This is a genomic window from Streptomyces sp. NBC_00193, assembly GCF_026342735.1.
GTDB lineage: Bacteria > Actinomycetota > Actinomycetes > Streptomycetales > Streptomycetaceae > Streptomyces > Streptomyces stoeckheimensis.
In genome coordinates, this window is record NZ_JAPEMM010000001.1 from 3,111,792 (window position 1) to 3,127,836 (window position 16,045).

The 16,045-nt window shown below is 71.1% G+C and carries 14 protein-coding genes and 1 riboswitch; of the genes, 8 read left to right on the forward strand and 6 right to left on the reverse strand.

Annotated features, from left to right (window positions below; all coding sequences use genetic code 11):
* Nucleotides 1-24 precede the first annotated feature (24 nt).
* Nucleotides 25-1,191: an N-acetylglucosamine-6-phosphate deacetylase gene (nagA, locus tag OG898_RS13850; RefSeq protein WP_250744544.1), complete on the reverse strand. Its 1,167-nt coding sequence runs from the start codon at nt 1,189-1,191 to the stop codon at nt 25-27.
* Entirely contained in the window at nt 1,191-2,123 is a 933-nt protein-coding gene (locus tag OG898_RS13855) for an ROK family protein (protein ID WP_250744634.1), read from the reverse strand. Before OG898_RS13855 ends, nagA begins: the two co-directional genes overlap by 1 nt.
* 239 nt (nt 2,124-2,362) lie before the next feature.
* Between OG898_RS13855 and OG898_RS13860 the strand changes: the two genes are divergently transcribed.
* The 3 genes from OG898_RS13860 to otsB all read left to right on the forward strand — a co-directional run bounded on the left by OG898_RS13860 (nt 2,363) and on the right by otsB (nt 4,916).
* Nucleotides 2,363-3,679: an extracellular solute-binding protein gene (locus OG898_RS13860; RefSeq protein WP_250744543.1), complete on the forward strand. Its 1,317-nt coding sequence runs from the start codon at nt 2,363-2,365 to the stop codon at nt 3,677-3,679.
* Nucleotides 3,680-3,747: 68 nt separating this feature from the next.
* A complete protein-coding gene (locus OG898_RS13865) occupies nt 3,748-3,999 on the forward strand; it encodes a DUF3263 domain-containing protein (protein ID WP_250744542.1) in 252 nt (83 codons plus the stop codon).
* Between the two features lie 65 nt (nt 4,000-4,064).
* Nucleotides 4,065-4,916, forward strand: a complete 852-nt coding sequence (otsB, locus tag OG898_RS13870; RefSeq protein WP_250744541.1) for a trehalose-phosphatase — start codon at nt 4,065-4,067, stop codon at nt 4,914-4,916.
* A gap of 449 nt (nt 4,917-5,365) precedes the next feature.
* On the opposite strand, the gene OG898_RS13875 is transcribed toward otsB, so the two are convergent.
* From OG898_RS13875 to OG898_RS13885, 3 genes are all read right to left on the reverse strand, one after another.
* Nucleotides 5,366-6,769 (reverse strand): trehalose-6-phosphate synthase, encoded by a 1,404-nt coding sequence (locus OG898_RS13875; protein WP_266957032.1) that lies wholly within the window; start codon nt 6,767-6,769, stop codon nt 5,366-5,368.
* A gap of 36 nt (nt 6,770-6,805) precedes the next feature.
* Nucleotides 6,806-8,641, reverse strand: coding sequence for an isopeptide-forming domain-containing fimbrial protein (locus OG898_RS13880; RefSeq protein WP_266957034.1), 1,836 nt, complete (start codon nt 8,639-8,641; stop codon nt 6,806-6,808).
* Nucleotides 8,642-8,723: 82 nt separating this feature from the next.
* Nucleotides 8,724-9,689 carry a glucosyl-3-phosphoglycerate synthase gene (locus OG898_RS13885; protein WP_250744633.1) on the reverse strand — a complete coding sequence of 322 codons (966 nt, stop codon included), beginning with the start codon at nt 9,687-9,689 and terminating at the stop codon, nt 8,724-8,726.
* A gap of 196 nt (nt 9,690-9,885) precedes the next feature.
* Nucleotides 9,886-10,044, forward strand: a riboswitch (SAM riboswitch).
* Between OG898_RS13885 and thrC the strand changes: the two genes are divergently transcribed.
* The 4 genes from thrC (at nt 10,038) to groL (ending at nt 14,347) form a co-directional block, all read left to right on the forward strand.
* Nucleotides 10,038-11,390, forward strand: a complete 1,353-nt coding sequence (gene thrC / locus OG898_RS13890; RefSeq protein ID WP_266957036.1) for a threonine synthase — start codon at nt 10,038-10,040, stop codon at nt 11,388-11,390. (Overlaps the previous riboswitch by 7 nt.)
* Nucleotides 11,391-11,425: 35 nt before the next feature.
* Entirely contained in the window at nt 11,426-11,704 is a 279-nt protein-coding gene (locus OG898_RS13895; RefSeq protein ID WP_250744537.1) for a ubiquitin-like small modifier protein 1, read from the forward strand.
* 445 nt (nt 11,705-12,149) lie between these two features.
* A complete protein-coding gene (locus OG898_RS13900) occupies nt 12,150-12,356 on the forward strand; it encodes a cold-shock protein (protein ID WP_008743607.1) in 207 nt (68 codons plus the stop codon).
* Between the two features lie 368 nt (nt 12,357-12,724).
* The gene (gene groL / locus OG898_RS13905; RefSeq protein ID WP_250742428.1) at nt 12,725-14,347 is read left to right on the forward strand and encodes a chaperonin GroEL; all 1,623 of its coding nucleotides are present in this window, start codon (nt 12,725-12,727) and stop codon (nt 14,345-14,347) included.
* A 146-nt stretch (nt 14,348-14,493) separates the two neighbouring features.
* On the opposite strand, the gene OG898_RS13910 is transcribed toward groL, so the two are convergent.
* Nucleotides 14,494-15,078: a hypothetical protein gene (locus OG898_RS13910; RefSeq protein WP_266957039.1), complete on the reverse strand. Its 585-nt coding sequence runs from the start codon at nt 15,076-15,078 to the stop codon at nt 14,494-14,496.
* A gap of 220 nt (nt 15,079-15,298) precedes the next feature.
* Between OG898_RS13910 and OG898_RS13915 the strand changes: the two genes are divergently transcribed.
* A complete protein-coding gene (locus OG898_RS13915) occupies nt 15,299-15,910 on the forward strand; it encodes a phosphoribosylanthranilate isomerase (protein ID WP_250742430.1) in 612 nt (203 codons plus the stop codon).
* Nucleotides 15,911-16,045: the final 135 nt, after the last annotated feature.

The window sequence follows — 16,045 nt, forward strand, 5'->3', positions numbered from 1 at the left end:
GTGTGTTCCGTGTGTCCCGTGCGGCTACTTGCCCGCGAGCGGGTCGACGATCCATTCCCCGCGCCGCATGACGCCGCGGACGTCGAAGTCGGAGTCGAGGACGACGAGGTCCGCGTACTTTCCGGGCTCCAGCGAGCCGACCCGGTCGTAGACGCCGATCAGCTTGGCCGGGTTGGCGGAGATCGCCTGGACCACGGACTCGACGGGGAGCTTGTCGAGGGTGACCGACCGCTTGAAGGCGGTGTCCAGGGTGAGGGTGGAGCCCGCGATGGAGCCGCCCTCGACGAGGCGGGCGACGCCCTCCTTGACCTCGACCTCCAGCGGGCCGAGGTGGTAGGTCCCGTCACCGAAGCCGGCCGCGTCCATCGCGTCGGTGATCAGCGCCACCCGGTGCGCGCCGGCGTGGTGGAAGGCCAGTTCCAGCATGGCGGGGTGCAGGTGGACACCGTCGTTGATGAGCTCGACGGTGACCCGCTCGTCCTCCAGCAGGGCCGCGATGGGGCCCGGGGCGCGGTGCTCCAGGCCCGGCATCGCGTTGTAGAGGTGGGTGGCCACGGTCGCGCCCGCCTCGATGGCTTCGAGGGTCTGCTCGTAGGTGGAGTCCGTGTGGCCGATCGCCGCGATGACCCCGTGCTCGGCGAGCAGCCGTACGGAGTCCAGGCCGCCGGGGAGTTCGGTGGCGAGGGTGAACATGCGGGCGGCGCCGTTCGAGGCGTCGATCAGCTTGCGGACCTCGGCCGGGTCGGGGTCGCGCAGCAGGTCTTCCTTGTGCGCGCCCTTGCGGCAGGGGTTGATGAAGGGGCCCTCGAAGTGGATGCCCGCGATGTCGCCCTGCTGGGTCAGCTCGGCGAGCAGCCCGGCGCGGCGGGCGAGCTCGTCCAGGTCACCGGTGACGGTGGAGGCGACCAGGGTGGTGGTGCCGTGCTCGCGGTGGGTCCGTACGCCCTTGAGCACCTCCTCGGCGGTGCCGGAGGTGAAGGAGGCACCGCCGCCGCCGTGGTTGTGCATGTCGACGAAGCCGGGGACGATCCAGTGCCCGGTCAGGTCGATGACGGCCGCGTCCTCGTGGGCGCTGCCGGCGATGCGGTCGCCGTCGACGATCAGGCGCCCGCCCTTGACGATGCCCGTGGGCAGCACCACGTCGGCGCCGGAGAGAACGGTGCTGCGGCCCACATGTGCGCTTCCGGACATCAGGCAGGTACCTCCGTGGCGAGTAGATCCCAGGCGAGCAGCCCTGCACCCAGGCATCCGGCGGTGTCCCCGAGGGCCGCCGGGACGATGTGGGGCAGCCGCTGGAACGTCACGCGTTCCTCGACGGCCGTCCGTAGTGGTGTGAACAAGGTTTCCCCGGCCTCGGCCAGTCCGCCACCGATGATCAGCGTGCGCGGGTCCAGCAGGGTGATCGCGGTGACCAGCCCGTCGGCCAGGGCGCCGATGGCGGCGAGCCAGACCTCCCGGGCGCGCTCGTCGCCGGACTCCACGGCCTTGGCGCAGTCCGCGGCGTCCGCCTCGGGGTCGCCGGAGGCGGCCGCCCAGGCGCGGCTGACGGCGGAGGCGGAGGCCAGGGTCTCCAGGCAGCCGTTCTGGCCGCAGCCGCAGGCGGGGCCGCCGGGGCGGACCACGATGTGGCCGATCTCGCCCGCGTACCCGTGCGCGCCGGCCTCGATGCGGCCGGCGATGCCGATGGCTCCGGCGATGCCGGTGCCGAGGGGGACGAACAGGAAGCGGTCGGCGCCGCGGCCCGCGCCGATGCGGCCCTCGGCGAGTCCGCCCGTGCGGACGTCGTGGCCGAGGGCGACCGGGATGCCGCCGAGGCGTCTGCCGAGCAGTTCGCGCATGGGGACGTCGCGCCAGCCCAGGTTCGCCGCGTACACGGCGATCCCGTTCTCGGCGTCGACGATGCCGGGGACGGCCACGCCGGCCGCGGAGGCGGTGGTGGCGAAGCGTTCCCGGCCGAGGTCGAGGAGCTCGGCGGCGAAGTCCTGGATCGTCTCGACGACGGCTTCGGCGCCCCGCTCACGGCCGGTGGCGCGGCGCGCCTCGTGGAGCAGGGTGCCGTCGGCGGCGACGAGGGCGGCCTTCATCCCAGTGCCGCCCACATCGAGGGCGATGACGTGTTTCACGGGTTTCACGGGTGACAGTCTCGCGTGATCGGAGGGCAAAGGTCTAGTCCACTGAGAGGGATTGTTGAGTGGCCATACAAATTCAGGACCTTCGTCGGTGAGTGACGTCCGTACGTGCGTCCGTACGCGTGTGCGCGTGCAGGCCGTGTGCACGTTTGGGCCCGGATGTTGACCAGGCTCAAAAGTGGTGTAGACCTTTACGCGAATCGTACGGAACAACCTGGGGTGGAACGAGAACTGTGAAGGCCCGAACTGTCCAGGCCAGAAAGCTGAACCTCGCCGCGTCCGGTCTCGCACTGTGCCTGACCGCCGTGACGCTGACCGGCTGCGGCGCCGTGTCGGGTCTCGCAGGGGACAACGAGGTCACCCTCAAGGTCGTGGCGGCCGACTACGGGGACAAACCGGAAAACTCCTCCAAGCCGTACTGGAAGGAGCTCGCCTCGTCCTTCGAGAAGAAGCACCCCGGCATCAAGGTCCAGGTCGACGTCTACTCCTGGACCGACGTCGACGCCAAGGTCGCCGAGATGGTCAAGGCCGGCGAGGCCCCCGACATAGCCCAGATCGGCGCCTACGCCGACTACGCCGCCGAGGGCAAGCTGTACTCCGCCGACGAGCTGCTCTCGGTCACCACCGAGGCCGACTTCCTCGCGCCGCTCGCCGACGCGGGCAAGGTCAGGCGCAACCAGTACGGCCTGCCCTTCGTGGCCAGCACCCGGCTGATGTTCTACAACGAGAAGCTCTTCGCCGACGCCGGCATCATCCCCAAGGACGGCAAGACCCCCTGGCAGCCCAAGAGCTGGGCCGAGCTGGAGGCCGCCGCCAAGAAGCTCAAGGCGGCCGGCGTCCCGACCCCCCTCGCGCTGCCCCTGGGCCGCGAGGAGGCGCAGGCCGAGACCATGCAGTGGCTGCTCGCGGGCGGCGGAGGCTACGCCGACAACGAAGAGAACTACTCGATCGACTCCGCGGACAACGTCAGCACCCTGAAGTTCCTGCGCGACAAGCTCGTCGGCGCGGGCCTGACCGGCCCCGTCGAACCGGCCAAGCTGGACCGACAGGCCGCCTTCGACGCCTTCTCGCGCGGCGAGGTCGGCATGCTCAACGGGCACCCGACGCTGCTCAAGCAGGCCGCCGCGAAGGGCGTGAAGTACGGCATGACCCCCATGCCGACCGCCGACGGGGCCGGCCACCCGACGATGGGCGTCGCCGACTGGGTGATGGCCTTCAAGACCGGCCACCAGACGCAGTCGGGGAAGTTCCTGGACTTCCTGTACGAGGCGAACAACGTGACGGCCTTCACCGGGAAGTACGACCTGCTCCCGGTCACCACCAGCGGCTCCCGGGCCATGGAAGCCGCCACGGACGCCTCCTCGGCGGAGCTGAAGACCTTCCTGCACGCGCTGCCCAACGCGCGGCTCTACCCCGTGGGCAAGAAGTCCTGGGCGGCCGTGAGCGATGACGTCAAGAAGAACATCGGCAAGGCCGTGCAGCCCGGCGGACAGCCCGAGAAGATCCTCGGGGACCTCGCGGAGATGGCGCGCAAGGCGGAGCCCCGCTGATCGGCGCCCGGTCGGCCCCCGGTCGGCGCCGACCGGGGGCTGTCGGAGGGCGGAGTTAATCTGGCCGTATGACGGACGCGGACGAGAGGCCGCCGGCCGGGCTGAGCGCCGACGAAGCGGCCGTACTGGCCTACGAAGGCCGCACCTGGCCCGGGCCGGGCGCCAAGGAACGGGCCATAAGGGAAGGACTGGGGATGCCCCCGGTCCGGTACTACCAGCTGCTCAACGCGCTGATGGACGATCCCAGGGCGCTGGAGCACGCACCGGGCACCGTGAACCGCCTGCGGCGCATCCGGGAGGCGCAGCGGGCCAGGCGGTAGCGGCGGCCGGGGTGTGCTGCCCCGCGCCGTAGCCGTGGCCCGGTTGGGCCGTTAGGGTCGTGCGTATGGGGAGCCATCCGCACGATCTGCCGATGCCCGTCACCACCGCCGGACGCGAGGGACTCGAAGCCCTCCTCCGCACACCGCGCCGCTCCGTCGTCGCCCTCGACTTCGACGGCACCCTCGCCGACATCGTCCCCGACCCCGACCAGGCACGGGCCCACCCCGGAGCCGTCCCCGCGCTCGCCGCCCTCGCCCCCGAGGTCGGCTCCATCGCGGTCGTCACCGGCCGGCCGGCCGGGGTCGCCGTCCGCTACGGGGGCTTCGCCGGGGTCCCCGGACTGGAGCACCTGGTCGTGCTCGGGCATTACGGAGCCGAGCGCTGGGACGCCGTGAGCGGCATCGTGCACGCTCCGGCCGAGCATCCGGGGGTGGCGGCGGTCCGGGCCGAGCTGCCCGGGTTCCTCGACGCGATCGGCGCGTGGCGCGGGACGTGGATCGAGGAGAAGGGCCAGGCGCTGGCCGTCCACACCCGGCGTGCGGCCGACCCCGAAGCGGCCTTCGCGGCCCTGCGGGAGCCCCTGGCGGGGCTTGCGGCCCGGCACGGCCTGATGGTCGAACCGGGGCGGGCCGTACTGGAGCTGCGGCCGCCCGGGATGGACAAGGGCGTCGCCCTCACGGAGTACCTCGCGGAGGTGGGCGCGGAGGCCGTGCTCTACGCCGGGGACGACCTGGGGGACCTCGCGGCGTACTCGGCGGTGGAGAAGCTGCGGGCCGGGGGCATGCCGGGGCTGCTGCTGTGCAGCGGCTCGGCGGAAGTCCCGGAACTCGCCGCCCGCGCGGACCTGACCCTGTCCGGCCCGTCGCAGGTCGTCGCCTTCCTGTCCGCACTGGCCGCGGCGCTGACCTCTTCCTAACGCGCCGCTCGCGCGGTGCGGCCCTGGCGGGCCTTACCGGCTTCGCGCCGCTGCGCCGGACTCCGTCCGGCGGTGGCGGGTCGGGGCTGGCGCCCCTGCCGTCCCGGCGCGGGGTCCGGTGGGCGGGTGCGGCTGGGTCGGCCCTGCGGGGCAAGGTCCCCTACCCACCCTTCCACCGTTCCCCGGGCTCTGCCCGGACCCGTTGCCGGGTGCGGCGCCGTTCCCGGGGGCCAGCCCCCGGACCCCCGCTCCTCAAACGCCGGAGGGGCTGGGTACATCCAGCCTCGCCGGCGTTTGAGGCGCGAGGTCTGGGGCGGAGCCCCAGGGGGTCCGGGCGCAGCCCGGGGAACGGTGGAAGGGCGGGTAGGGGACTTTGCCCCGCGCAGCGGTGAGGGGGGCTGCGGGGACTTGCCTCGCGCAGCGGTGAGGGGGGCCCGGGGCCGGGAGGGTCAGGGGCGGAGGGCGTCCAGTTGGGACGTGAGCCACTGGGTCGGGGGGAGGGCCGTGGCGGCCACCGCGAGCCGCTTCGTGCGGTCTGCGCGCTCCGCCGCCGGCATGGAGAGCGCCGCGTGCAACGCCTCCGCCGTGGCCGTCACGTCGTACGGGTTCACCGTCAGCGCGTCCGCGCGGAGCTCCTCGTACGCCCCCGCCCCGGTGGACAGCACCAGCACGCACCCCGCCTCCGAGACCACCGGGATCTCCTTCGCGACGAGGTTCATCCCGTCCCGCACGGGATTGACCAGCGCCACGTCCGCCAGCCGGTACGCTGCCAGCGATCGCGCGAAGTCGTCCTCGACGGAGACGAGCACCGGCTGCCAGTCGGCCGTGCCGAACTCCGTGTTGATCGCCGCCGCCAGCTCCCGCACCGACTCCGTGTACTCCCGGTAGACGGTCAGGTCCTGCCGGGAGGGGTACGCGGAGGCCAGGTGGACCACCCGCTCCCGCCATTCGGGGTGGGAGACCAGCAGCTCCCGGTACGCCAGCAGGCCCCGCAGGATGTTCTTCGACAGTTCCGTGCGGTCGACGCGGACGATCGTCTTCAGGTCGCCGACCTCCGCCCGCAGCGCCGCCAGCTTGTCGTCCACCTCCGGCCGGTGCGCGAGCGCGCGCAGCTCGTCCGCGTCCACGCCGAGGGGGTACGGGGTGACGTGCGTGAACCGGTCCTGGTGCCGCACCCCGCGCTCGGGACCGGCCGGAACCGGGCCCTGCGTGGCGCCGCTGATGAAGTTGTCCGCCCACTCCTGGGTGTGGAACCCCAGCCGGTCCGCCCCGAGCATCCCCCGGAGCAATTGGCTCCGGATGTCGTCCGGAAGCATGTTCAGGAAGTCCCGCGAGGCCCACGGCGTGTGCGTGAAGTGGCCGATGCGCAGGTCGGGGCGCAGCTCGCGGAGCATCCCGGGGGCGAGGGCCAGGTGGTAGTCCTGGATCAGGACCGCCGCACCCTCGGCCGCCTCCTCGGCGCACGCCGCCGCGAAGGCCTCGTTGTACGCGACGTACGAGCCCCAGCGCCGCCGGAACTCCGCGTCGAAGACCGGCTCGCGCGGGATCTCGTACAGGTGGTGGTGGAGGAACCACAGCACGGAGTTCGCGATGCCGTTGTACGCGCCGTCGTAGACCTCCGGGTCGATCGGCAGCATCCGTACGCCCGGCTCGGACACCCCCCGCCGTACCGCCTCCCGGTCCGCGTCCGACAGTGCCGCGCAGATCCACAGCGCCCCGGGCTGCTCGGCGAGGGCGGTGGAGAGGCCGGAGACGAGGCCGCCCCCGCCGCGACGGGCACTGAGCGTGCCGTCCGCGGCGAGGGCGTACGAGAGGGGGCCGCGATTCGCGGCGACGAGCACCTGGGAAGCCATGCGGCGAACCTAGCCCGCCTCGCCTCCGGTCAAACGTCAGCGCCTGCGCGTCCGCCGGACCGAGAGGAAGACCACACCGCCGAGTGCCGTGAGCGTGGCGGCCGCCGTGCCCATCAGCCACAGCTGCCGACCGTCAGAGCCGGTGGTGGCCAGGTTCCCGCCCGGGGAGCCCGGCGAGCCCGGGGAGCCAGGGGAGCCCGGCGCGTCGTCCCCCGGGTCCACCGGCAGCGGCCGCGGCTGCGTGGTGGTGGACGGCATGGGGGAGGGGGAGAAGGGAGGTGTCGCCGAGGCGGAGGTCGACGGCGACGGGGACGGGGAGGCCGAGGTGCTCGGCGACGGCGAAGGAGACGGGGGGACCGACGCCGAGGTCGACGGCGAAGGGGACGGGTCCGGGGGTGTGATCACCGGCGGGGCCGGTGTGCATGCCGGGTCCTTCGAGCCGTGCTCGCAGTTCGTGCGGCCGCTCTCCGCGACCACGTGGTTCGTCAGCTTGCCGTCGCCGGTCAGGGGGTCGTTGACCTTCACCTTGTAGGTGATCGTCGCCGTCTTCCCCTGCGGGACGTCGCCCGTCCAGGACAGCTTCGGCGCCGTGTACGAGGCCGTGCCGACGTCCGCCGTGACCACCCCGTCGAAGGCCGCGTCGTCCAGCAGCTCCGTCAGGTCGTCCGTCAGCTTCGCGTTCGGGTAGTCCAGGCTGCTGATGTTCTTCGCGGTGATCGTGTACGTCACCGTGTCACCGGGCGCGACCGACTTCGCGGGCGAGGCCGTCTTCTTCACCTCCAGGTCCGGCACCGGCACGGCCAGCGCGAACTGCGAGATGACGTACGTGTCCCCGCGCGTGCGGAACGTCAGGTCGGCGGAGGTGGCTCCGGCCGGCAGCGCCGTCGCCGGAACGTCGAAGGACTTCGCGTCGATGCTGAGGTTGTTGACGTGGTGCGGTTCCAGGGAGCCGTCGGCCGAGCTGGTGAAGAAGTTGTCGGTCGCACCGTTCACGGGGTTGGTGATGTTCGCGCCGTTGACCCGGAACTGGTCGCCCTTGGTGTTCCAGTCGCCTTCGTACGCCGTCGCGCTGGCCCGGACCGGGCCGTCGCCGGTGCGGTAGAAGCCCTTGACCTTGACCGTGGTGTCGGGGTCGGCCGAGCGCTGGAGCACGTGGCCGCCGTAGACGTAGACGTTGCGCCGCTCCGGCGCGTGCTCGTTCGGGCCGGGGTACTTGTACACGACCGTCAGGGACCAGCCGGCGACGCAGCCGCGCCCCTGCGGGGCCCAGATGTTGCCGACGGCGACGGTCACCGGGGAGCCGGTGGCCACGTCGGCGAAGGCGGCGGTGACGTCGGACTCGCCCGTGTAGTAGTGCGGGCCGCCCGTCTGCGCCGGGTCCTCGACCATGTCGGAGAGGGTCACCGGGCGGGCGGCGCCCGTGCCGACCTTGACGACCGGGCGGGTGGCCAGCGGCTCCCCGGGGCCGGGGACCACGTCCTCGCCGGAGACGTCGCAGCGCTTGATGACGTTCGAGCCGAGCTTGTAGGTGCCGTTGTTGCCGCCCCAGAAGAGCCGCGCGTACGCCACCTCCGCGCCCGGGGGCACGGTGAGCCGGGCGCTGCTGGAGGTGCCCGCGGGCGCCGCGAGTGCGGCGGCGTCCACCGGGCGGGCGACGAAGTCGTTGTTGTTCTTCGTGCCCCCGCCCCGCTGGACCTCGGCGCACTCGGCGGCCTCGGCGGGCGGTGCCTGGGGGCACCCCATCACCGTGTTGCCGATCGTGACGAAGTCCCCGTAGAGCGCCTCGTCGTACCGCTTCTCGAAGGGGGAGACCACCTCCGCGACGGCCGGCGCGCTCAGGGAGCCGAACAGCAGCGCCGCGCCCCCGGCCACCGCGAGGGCGGATCCCCATACATGTCTGAAACGTATAAACCCCATGGAGGGGAAATTAGCCCGATAGGGAATGAATCGGGCGTTACGCCACGCGACGGTGCGCGTACTCCTCGATGTCCCGCATCGGCGGCCGCTCCTCGGTGTCCACGGCGTAGGTGTGCGGTACGAACCCCTCCGGGCCGCGCTCGAACTGCGTCAGCTCGGGGCGTACGAGGTGCCCGCGCGAGAGCCGCACCTGTGCCGTGCGGTAGATCGCGGCGGCCATCCGGCCCAGGGCCTGGCCGTCCTGGTGCCGGTGCAGCCGTACGCCCACGTCCACCTGGGCCAGCGCGTCCAGCCCGGCCGTGTGCAGGGCGTCCACCAGCAGGCCCAGCTCGACCCCGTAGCCGACGGGGAACGGCAGCCGCTCCAGCAGCTCGCGCCGCACGGCGTACTCGCCGCCGAGCGGCTGGACGAAGCCGGCCAGCTGCGGCCAGTGGAGGTTGAGCAGGGGCCGGGCCACCAGCTCGGTGACCCGGCCGCCCTGGCCGTGGGCCCTGGCGCCGAACTCGTCGCCCAGGGGCCGGTCGTACATCGCCTTGACGAACCGCACGCCCGGATCGGTCAGCAGCGGGCCGACGATCCCCGAGACGAAGGTGGCCGAGAAATCGCGCAGGTCCGCGTCCACGAAGCAGACGATGTCACCGGTGGTGGCCAGCAGGGAGCGCCACAGCACCTCGCCCTTTCCGGGCACCGCCGGTATCCGCGGCAGGACCTCGTCGCGGTGCACCACCCGGGCCCCGGCCTTGGCCGCGACCTCCGCGGTGCGGTCCGTGGAGCCCGAGTCGATCACGACGAGTTCGTCGACCAGGGGCACCGGCAGGCCCTCGATCAGATCGCGCCGGATCACCTCGACGATCTGGCCGACCGTCGCCTCCTCGTTCAGCGCCGGCAACACCACGCTCACCGTGGTCCCCGCTGCCCGCTTGGCGGAAAGCAGCTGGCCGAGCGGTCGGTCGGCGGCGGACCAGGAGCGGTCTGCCAACCAGCGCTCCACCTCTTCCAGCACCTTCAGCACTCCCTGGTTCTTCACTGGTCGTTCACTGGTTTGGACCGAAATGTGATCCATCTCGCGGTTCGGACGGCTGTCTCAACCACCCGGGCCTTCGGTTACAGTCTTGAACAACGCGATGGTCCACCGCATGCCGGGGGGCCCGCGTACAAACGCACCGGCGCGCCACAGAGCGCGTGTGCCGGTGCCATACCGCTCATCCAGAGGGGCAGAGGGACACGGCCCGTTGAAGCCCCGGCAACCCTCCAGTCGGTTCTCGCGATCGCGCATTCCAGCGCCGCCAGCGAGGTCCCCGGCTAGGGAAGGTGCCAATTCCGTCTCATGGCGAAGTGCGCCATGGGGAAGATGAGGAGAAAGGGCCTCGCCATCATGGCTGCACAGTCTGTCGCAACCTCTGCCGAAACCGTTGAAAGCACTACTGCCGTTGAATCTGGCACCGTCGGCACCTCTGTCGATCTCGGTCCCGCCACCGGCCTTTCCTGTCGTGAGTGCGGTACCCGCTTCGAGCTCGGCCCGATCTTCGCCTGCGCCGAGTGCTTCGGACCGCTCGAAGTCGCCTACGAGCTGCCCCTGGGCGACCCGGAAGCCCTGCGCGCCGCCATCGAGGCCGGCCCGAACAACATCTGGCGCTACGCGCCGCTGCTGCCCGTCCCGGCGGACGTGGCCTCCAAGCCGAGCCTGAACCCCGGCTTCACCAAGCTCGTGGACGCGGCCAACCTGGCCAAGGAGTTCGGCGTCACCGGCAAGCTGTACGTCAAGGACGACTCCGGCAACCCGACGCACTCCTTCAAGGACCGCGTCGTGGCCATCGCCGTCGAGGCCGCCCGCGCCTTCGGCTTCACCACCCTCTCCTGCTCCTCCACCGGCAACCTGGCCGGCGCCGTCGGCGCCGCGGCCGCCCGCGCCGGCTTCCGCTCCTGCGTGTTCATCCCGCACGACCTGGAGCAGGGCAAGGTCGTCATGGCCGGTGTCTACGGTGGCGACCTGGTCGGCATCGAGGGCAACTACGACGACGTCAACCGCTTCTGCTCCGAGCTCATCGGCGACCCGCTGGGCGAGGGCTGGGGCTTCGTCAACGTCAACCTGCGCCCGTACTACGGCGAGGGCTCCAAGACCCTGGCGTACGAGATCTGCGAGCAGCTCGGCTGGCAGCTGCCCGACCAGATCGTCATCCCGATCGCGTCCGGCTCGCAGCTCACGAAGATCGACAAGGGTCTGCAGGAGCTGATCAAGCTCGGCCTCGTCGAGGACAAGCCGTACAAGATCTTCGGCGCCCAGGCCGAGGGCTGCTCGCCCGTCTCGACCGCCTTCAAGGCCGGTCACGAGGTGGTCCGCCCGCAGAAGCCGAACACCATCGCCAAGTCGCTGGCCATCGGCAACCCGGCGGACGGCCCGTACGTCCTGGACATCGCGCGCCGCACCGGCGGCTTCGTCGAGGACGTCAACGACGAGCAGGTCGTCGAGGCCATCAAGATCCTCGCCCAGACCGAGGGCATCTTCGCCGAGACCGCGGGCGGCGTGACCGTCGGCGTGACGAAGAAGCTCATCGAGGACGGGCACCTCGACCCCACGCTGACCACCGTGATCCTGAACACCGGTGACGGCCTCAAGACCCTGGAGGCGGTGGCCGAAGGTGGTGGCCAGACCGCCACCATCCGCCCCAGCCTGGACGCGTTCCGCGCCGCCAACCTGGCCTGATTTCCCTCCCTGCACACCGGAAAGGCAGTAGCGCCATGAGCGTCAACGTCCGCATCCCCACCATCCTGCGCACCTACACCGGCGGCCAGGCCGAGGTCTCCGCCGAGGGCGCGACCCTCGAAGAGGTCATCCAGTCCCTGGAGGCCAGCCACCCCGGCATCGCCGCGCGCGTCCTGGACGACCAGGGCAAGCTGCGCCGCTTCGTCAACGTCTACGTGAACGACGACGACGTGCGCTTCGAGGGCGGGCTGCAGACGTCCACTCCGGACGGCGCCGGCGTTTCGATCATCCCCGCCGTCGCGGGCGGCTGCTGAGCCTTCGCGGCACTTCGTCGGCCCTCGTGAGCCTTCGGGGGACTTCGTAGGCCTTCGTGAGACCTCGTAGAAACTGAATTGCCCCCTCCGTTACTAAACGGAGGGGGCAATTCTGCTTGGTTGGGCGCGGTAGAGTTGGGGAAGTCCCCTCCGCTGTTCTTGCCCGCCGCATATGAGCGGGTCGTGTGAGGGTTGACATTGAGTCAACATGCAAGTGCGCTATGGGTCGTTGGCGGCGTTTGTCCGGCCCGAGTTGCCCTGGAATATTCCTGGTTTTCACCCTATTTCAATCTTTTGGCATGTCCAGAATTCTCGTCGGAATGACCTGTTGCAGACAGCAGCGGTGCGGATACATTCAGCCCCGGTCGAGGCGTTCCGGCGCAAGTTCTGACCCGGGACCGCGAAGTGCGGTCCTGCGCAAGGGCCAGTAATAGGGGAGTTAGGCATGGCTCAGGGCACCGTCAAGTGGTTCAACGCGGAGAAGGGCTACGGCTTCATCGCGGTCGACGGTGGTGCGGATGTGTTCGTCCACTACAGCGCCATCCAGATGGACGGGTACCGCACCCTTGAAGAGGGTCAGCGGGTCGAGTTCGAGATCTCGCAGGGCCAGAAGGGTCCGCAGGCGGACATGGTCAAGCTCGCCGCCGGCTAGTCCGACCGCGATCGACCACCGACACGTACGGGGCCGCGCACAGCGGCCGCGCACGACGGCACAACGGCATATGTACGAGGGGCCCACATCCTGGACACGGGATGCGGGCCCCTCGTGCGTGGCGGCTCCGGCGGCCTTGCGGCGTCTGGGTGTTCATCCCGGGTTACCCGAAGCCGCTTGCACTCGGGGGGGTCGAGTGCTAATCATTGGCGTTAGCACTCTCCGGGTGAGAGTGCTACTAAACGAGGACCGGGTCGGTGAGGCCCGCAGGGTCCGGTGGGAAGAAACCGCCGGGCACGCAGGCCGTCCGTCGCGGGCGCGGGCGCGGTCCGGGAGCAATCCACCGCTGTCCGGGAGGACCACTTCAGATGGCCAAGATCATTGCGTTCGACGAGGAGGCCCGCCGCGGCCTCGAGCGTGGGATGAACCAGCTCGCCGACGCCGTCAAGGTCACCCTTGGCCCCAAGGGTCGCAACGTCGTCCTTGAGAAGAAGTGGGGCGCCCCCACGATCACCAACGATGGTGTCTCCATCGCCAAGGAGATCGAGCTCGAGGACCCGTACGAGAAGATCGGCGCCGAGCTGGTCAAGGAAGTCGCCAAGAAGACGGACGACGTCGCCGGCGACGGTACGACCACCGCCACCGTCCTCGCCCAGGCGCTCGTCCGCGAGGGCCTGCGCAACGTGGCCGCCGGTGCGAACCCGATGGCCCTCAAGCGCGGTATCGAGAAGGCCGTCGAGGCCGTCTCCGCCGCCCTGCTGGCGCAGGCCAAGGACGTCGAGACCAAGGAGCAGATCGCTTCGACGGCCTCCATCTCCGCCGCCGACACCCAGATCGGCGAGCTCATCGCCGAGGCCATGGACAAGGTCGGCAAGGAAGGCGTCATCACGGTCGAGGAGTCGCAGACCTTCGGCCTGGAGCTCGAGCTCACCGAGGGCATGCGCTTCGACAAGGGCTACATCTCGGCGTACTTCGCCACCGACATGGAGCGCATGGAGTCGTCCCTCGACGACCCGTACATCCTGATCGTCAACTCCAAGATCGGCTCGGTCAAGGACCTGCTGCCGCTCCTGGAGAAGGTCATGCAGTCCGGCAAGCCGCTGCTGATCATCGCCGAGGACGTCGAGGGCGAGGCGCTCTCCACCCTCGTCGTCAACAAGATCCGCGGCACCTTCAAGTCCGTCGCCGTCAAGGCCCCGGGCTTCGGTGACCGTCGCAAGGCCATGCTCGGCGACATCGCCATCCTCACGGGCGGCACGGTCATCTCCGAGGAGGTCGGCCTCAAGCTCGAGAACGCCGGTCTCGACCTGCTCGGCCGCGCCCGCAAGGTCGTCATCACCAAGGACGAGACCACCATCGTCGACGGTGCCGGTGACAGCGACCAGGTCCAGGGTCGCGTCAACCAGATCCGCGCCGAGATCGAGAACTCCGACTCGGACTACGACCGCGAGAAGCTGCAGGAGCGCCTGGCGAAGCTCGCCGGCGGTGTTGCGGTCATCAAGGCCGGAGCCGCGACCGAGGTCGAGCTCAAGGAGCGCAAGCACCGCATCGAGGACGCCGTTCGCAACGCGAAGGCGGCCGTCGAAGAGGGCATCGTCGCCGGTGGCGGCGTGGCCCTGCTGCAGGCCTCCTCGGTCTTCGACAAGCTGGAGCTCACCGGCGACGAGGCGACCGGCGCCAACGCCGTCAAGCTCGCGCTGGAGGCCCCGCTCAAGCAGATCGCCGTCAACGGTGGTCTCGAGGGTGGCGTCGTCGTGGAGAAGGTCCGCAACCTGCAGATCGGTTGGGGCCTGAACGCCGCGACCGGCGAGTACGTCGACATGATCGCGTCGGGCATCATCGACCCGGCGAAGGTCACCCGCTCTGCCCTGCAGAACGCGGCGTCGATCGCGGCCCTCTTCCTCACCACCGAGGCCGTCATCGCCGACAAGCCCGAGAAGGCCGGCGCGGCTGCCGGTGGCGGCATGCCGGGCGGCGACATGGACTTCTGATCCACCCCCGGGCTCCGGCCCGTAGGTAGATCGGCTGTTCTTCACGTACCGAGGGCGGCATCCCTTCCTGACGGAGGGGGTGCCGCCCTCGGGCGTTTCCGGTGGGCCCTGGGGTGGGTGGTGGTTGGGGTCAGCGGTCCTTGGGGTCAGCGGTCCTTGGTGAGGGCGCCGAGTGCTCCCAGCAGGGCTGCGAACCCGACCGCGAGGAGGATCGCGGAGCGCAGCCCCCAGGCGTGGAGGTCCGTGGCCCTCTCCGGCTGCACCCGGCCCCGCGGGTCGTAGACCAGCCGCAGCTCCTCCCCGGCCTTCGCGATCTCCCGCTCCCTGGTCAGCAGGGCGGGACCGCCCGGCGGGCAGTCGAGCCGGTGGTCGTACACGGTGGTACGGGTGACGCGCTGGCCCTCGGGGGCGAAGGCGGAGTCCGTCTCGACCCGGGAGGCCACCTCCCTGACCGCGCACGTGACCTCGACTCCCCGCTCCCGCAGCACCAGGTCGTCCACGCCCATCAGGGCGATGAACACGCCGACGACCGCGGGCACCCCGGCCAGGACGGCGAGGGCCGAGCCGCGGCGCTCGGCCCGGGCGTAGGTGTGCAGGGCGAGGCCGGACAGGGGGACGAAGAGCCCGAAGAGGGCGACCCACGCGTCCCTCAGCCATCCGTGGCCCAGCCATCCGGTCGCTCCGGCCCAGCCGGCGGCGAGTGCCAGCCCGGCGGCGAGGGCGGGTGCCACCGCCGCGGCGGCGGCCCGTGCTGGGGGCCGCCACCAACCGTCCCGTGGCGGCCTCTCGGTGTCATCCGTCCTCGTCCCCGTCCCCATTGCCATCCCCCCTTGTTCCCGTCGCTGCTTCCGGTACGTACACGCCGGGGAGTGCCCGGATGGTTGAGCCTGCACTCGCCCGCGATGCGGGACTGTCCTCCGGCGATCGCGCCCGAGCTGATTGACTGCCGGCATGAGTGACGTGAGCGACGTGTTCATCAAGATCTGCGGGCTCCGGACCGCGCACGACGTCGAGGTGGCCGTGGCGGCCGGGGCCGATGCGGTGGGCTTCGTCTTCGCGCCCGGGAGTCCGCGTACGGTCGATGCGGAGACTGCGCGGGAGCTGGCCGCGGGGGTGCCGGACGGGGTGCTCACCGTGGGGGTGTTCCGGGGGCAGTCCGTCGCCGAGGTGCGGCGGTTCGCGGAGGAGAGCGGTGTACGGGGCGTGCAGCTGCACGGCGAGGAGGGCCCGGAGGACTTCGCGGCGCTGCGCGCCGAGGGGCGGACGCTGCTGCGGGCGACGGCGCAGCATGTGTCGCGCTGCGGGGAGTACGGGGAGGACCTGCTGCTCCTCGATGCGCCGGATCCCGGCTCCGGCAAGCCGTGGAACTGGGGCTCGGCGGAGTTCGCCGCGCCTTCGGGGCGTTGGCTCCTGGCGGGTGGGCTGACGCCGGGCAATGTGGGCGAGGCCCTCAGGGTCACCGGCGCGTGGGGTGTGGACGTGTCCAGCGGTGTGGAGAGCGAGCGCGGGGTCAAGTCCCCGGACCTCATCCGAGCCTTCGTCGCAGCGGCGCGCCGGGGCTGAGGGGTTCGCCTCAATCGCCGGCGGGGCTGGGGTGTGGTGGGGTCTGGGTGCTGCGGGGGTGGGTCGGTGCGGGGGCCGGGGTGGGGTGTCGGCCTGGACTGCATGATTTAGGCGCCCTGTGCCGAGCTGCGACAG

Coding starts and splice junctions, on each gene's coding strand:
- OG898_RS13865 (WP_250744542.1), top strand. CDS start 3,748: ATGACGGACGCGGACGAGAGGCCGCCGGCCGGGCTGAGCGCCGACGAA.
- OG898_RS13875 (WP_266957032.1), bottom strand. CDS start 6,769: ATGGCTTCCCAGGTGCTCGTCGCCGCGAATCGCGGCCCCCTCTCGTAC.
- thrC (WP_266957036.1), top strand. CDS start 10,038: ATGAGGAGAAAGGGCCTCGCCATCATGGCTGCACAGTCTGTCGCAACC.
- otsB (WP_250744541.1), top strand. CDS start 4,065: ATGGGGAGCCATCCGCACGATCTGCCGATGCCCGTCACCACCGCCGGA.
- groL (WP_250742428.1), top strand. CDS start 12,725: ATGGCCAAGATCATTGCGTTCGACGAGGAGGCCCGCCGCGGCCTCGAG.
- OG898_RS13915 (WP_250742430.1), top strand. CDS start 15,299: ATGAGTGACGTGAGCGACGTGTTCATCAAGATCTGCGGGCTCCGGACC.
- OG898_RS13900 (WP_008743607.1), top strand. CDS start 12,150: ATGGCTCAGGGCACCGTCAAGTGGTTCAACGCGGAGAAGGGCTACGGC.
- nagA (WP_250744544.1), bottom strand. CDS start 1,191: ATGTCCGGAAGCGCACATGTGGGCCGCAGCACCGTTCTCTCCGGCGCC.
- OG898_RS13895 (WP_250744537.1), top strand. CDS start 11,426: ATGAGCGTCAACGTCCGCATCCCCACCATCCTGCGCACCTACACCGGC.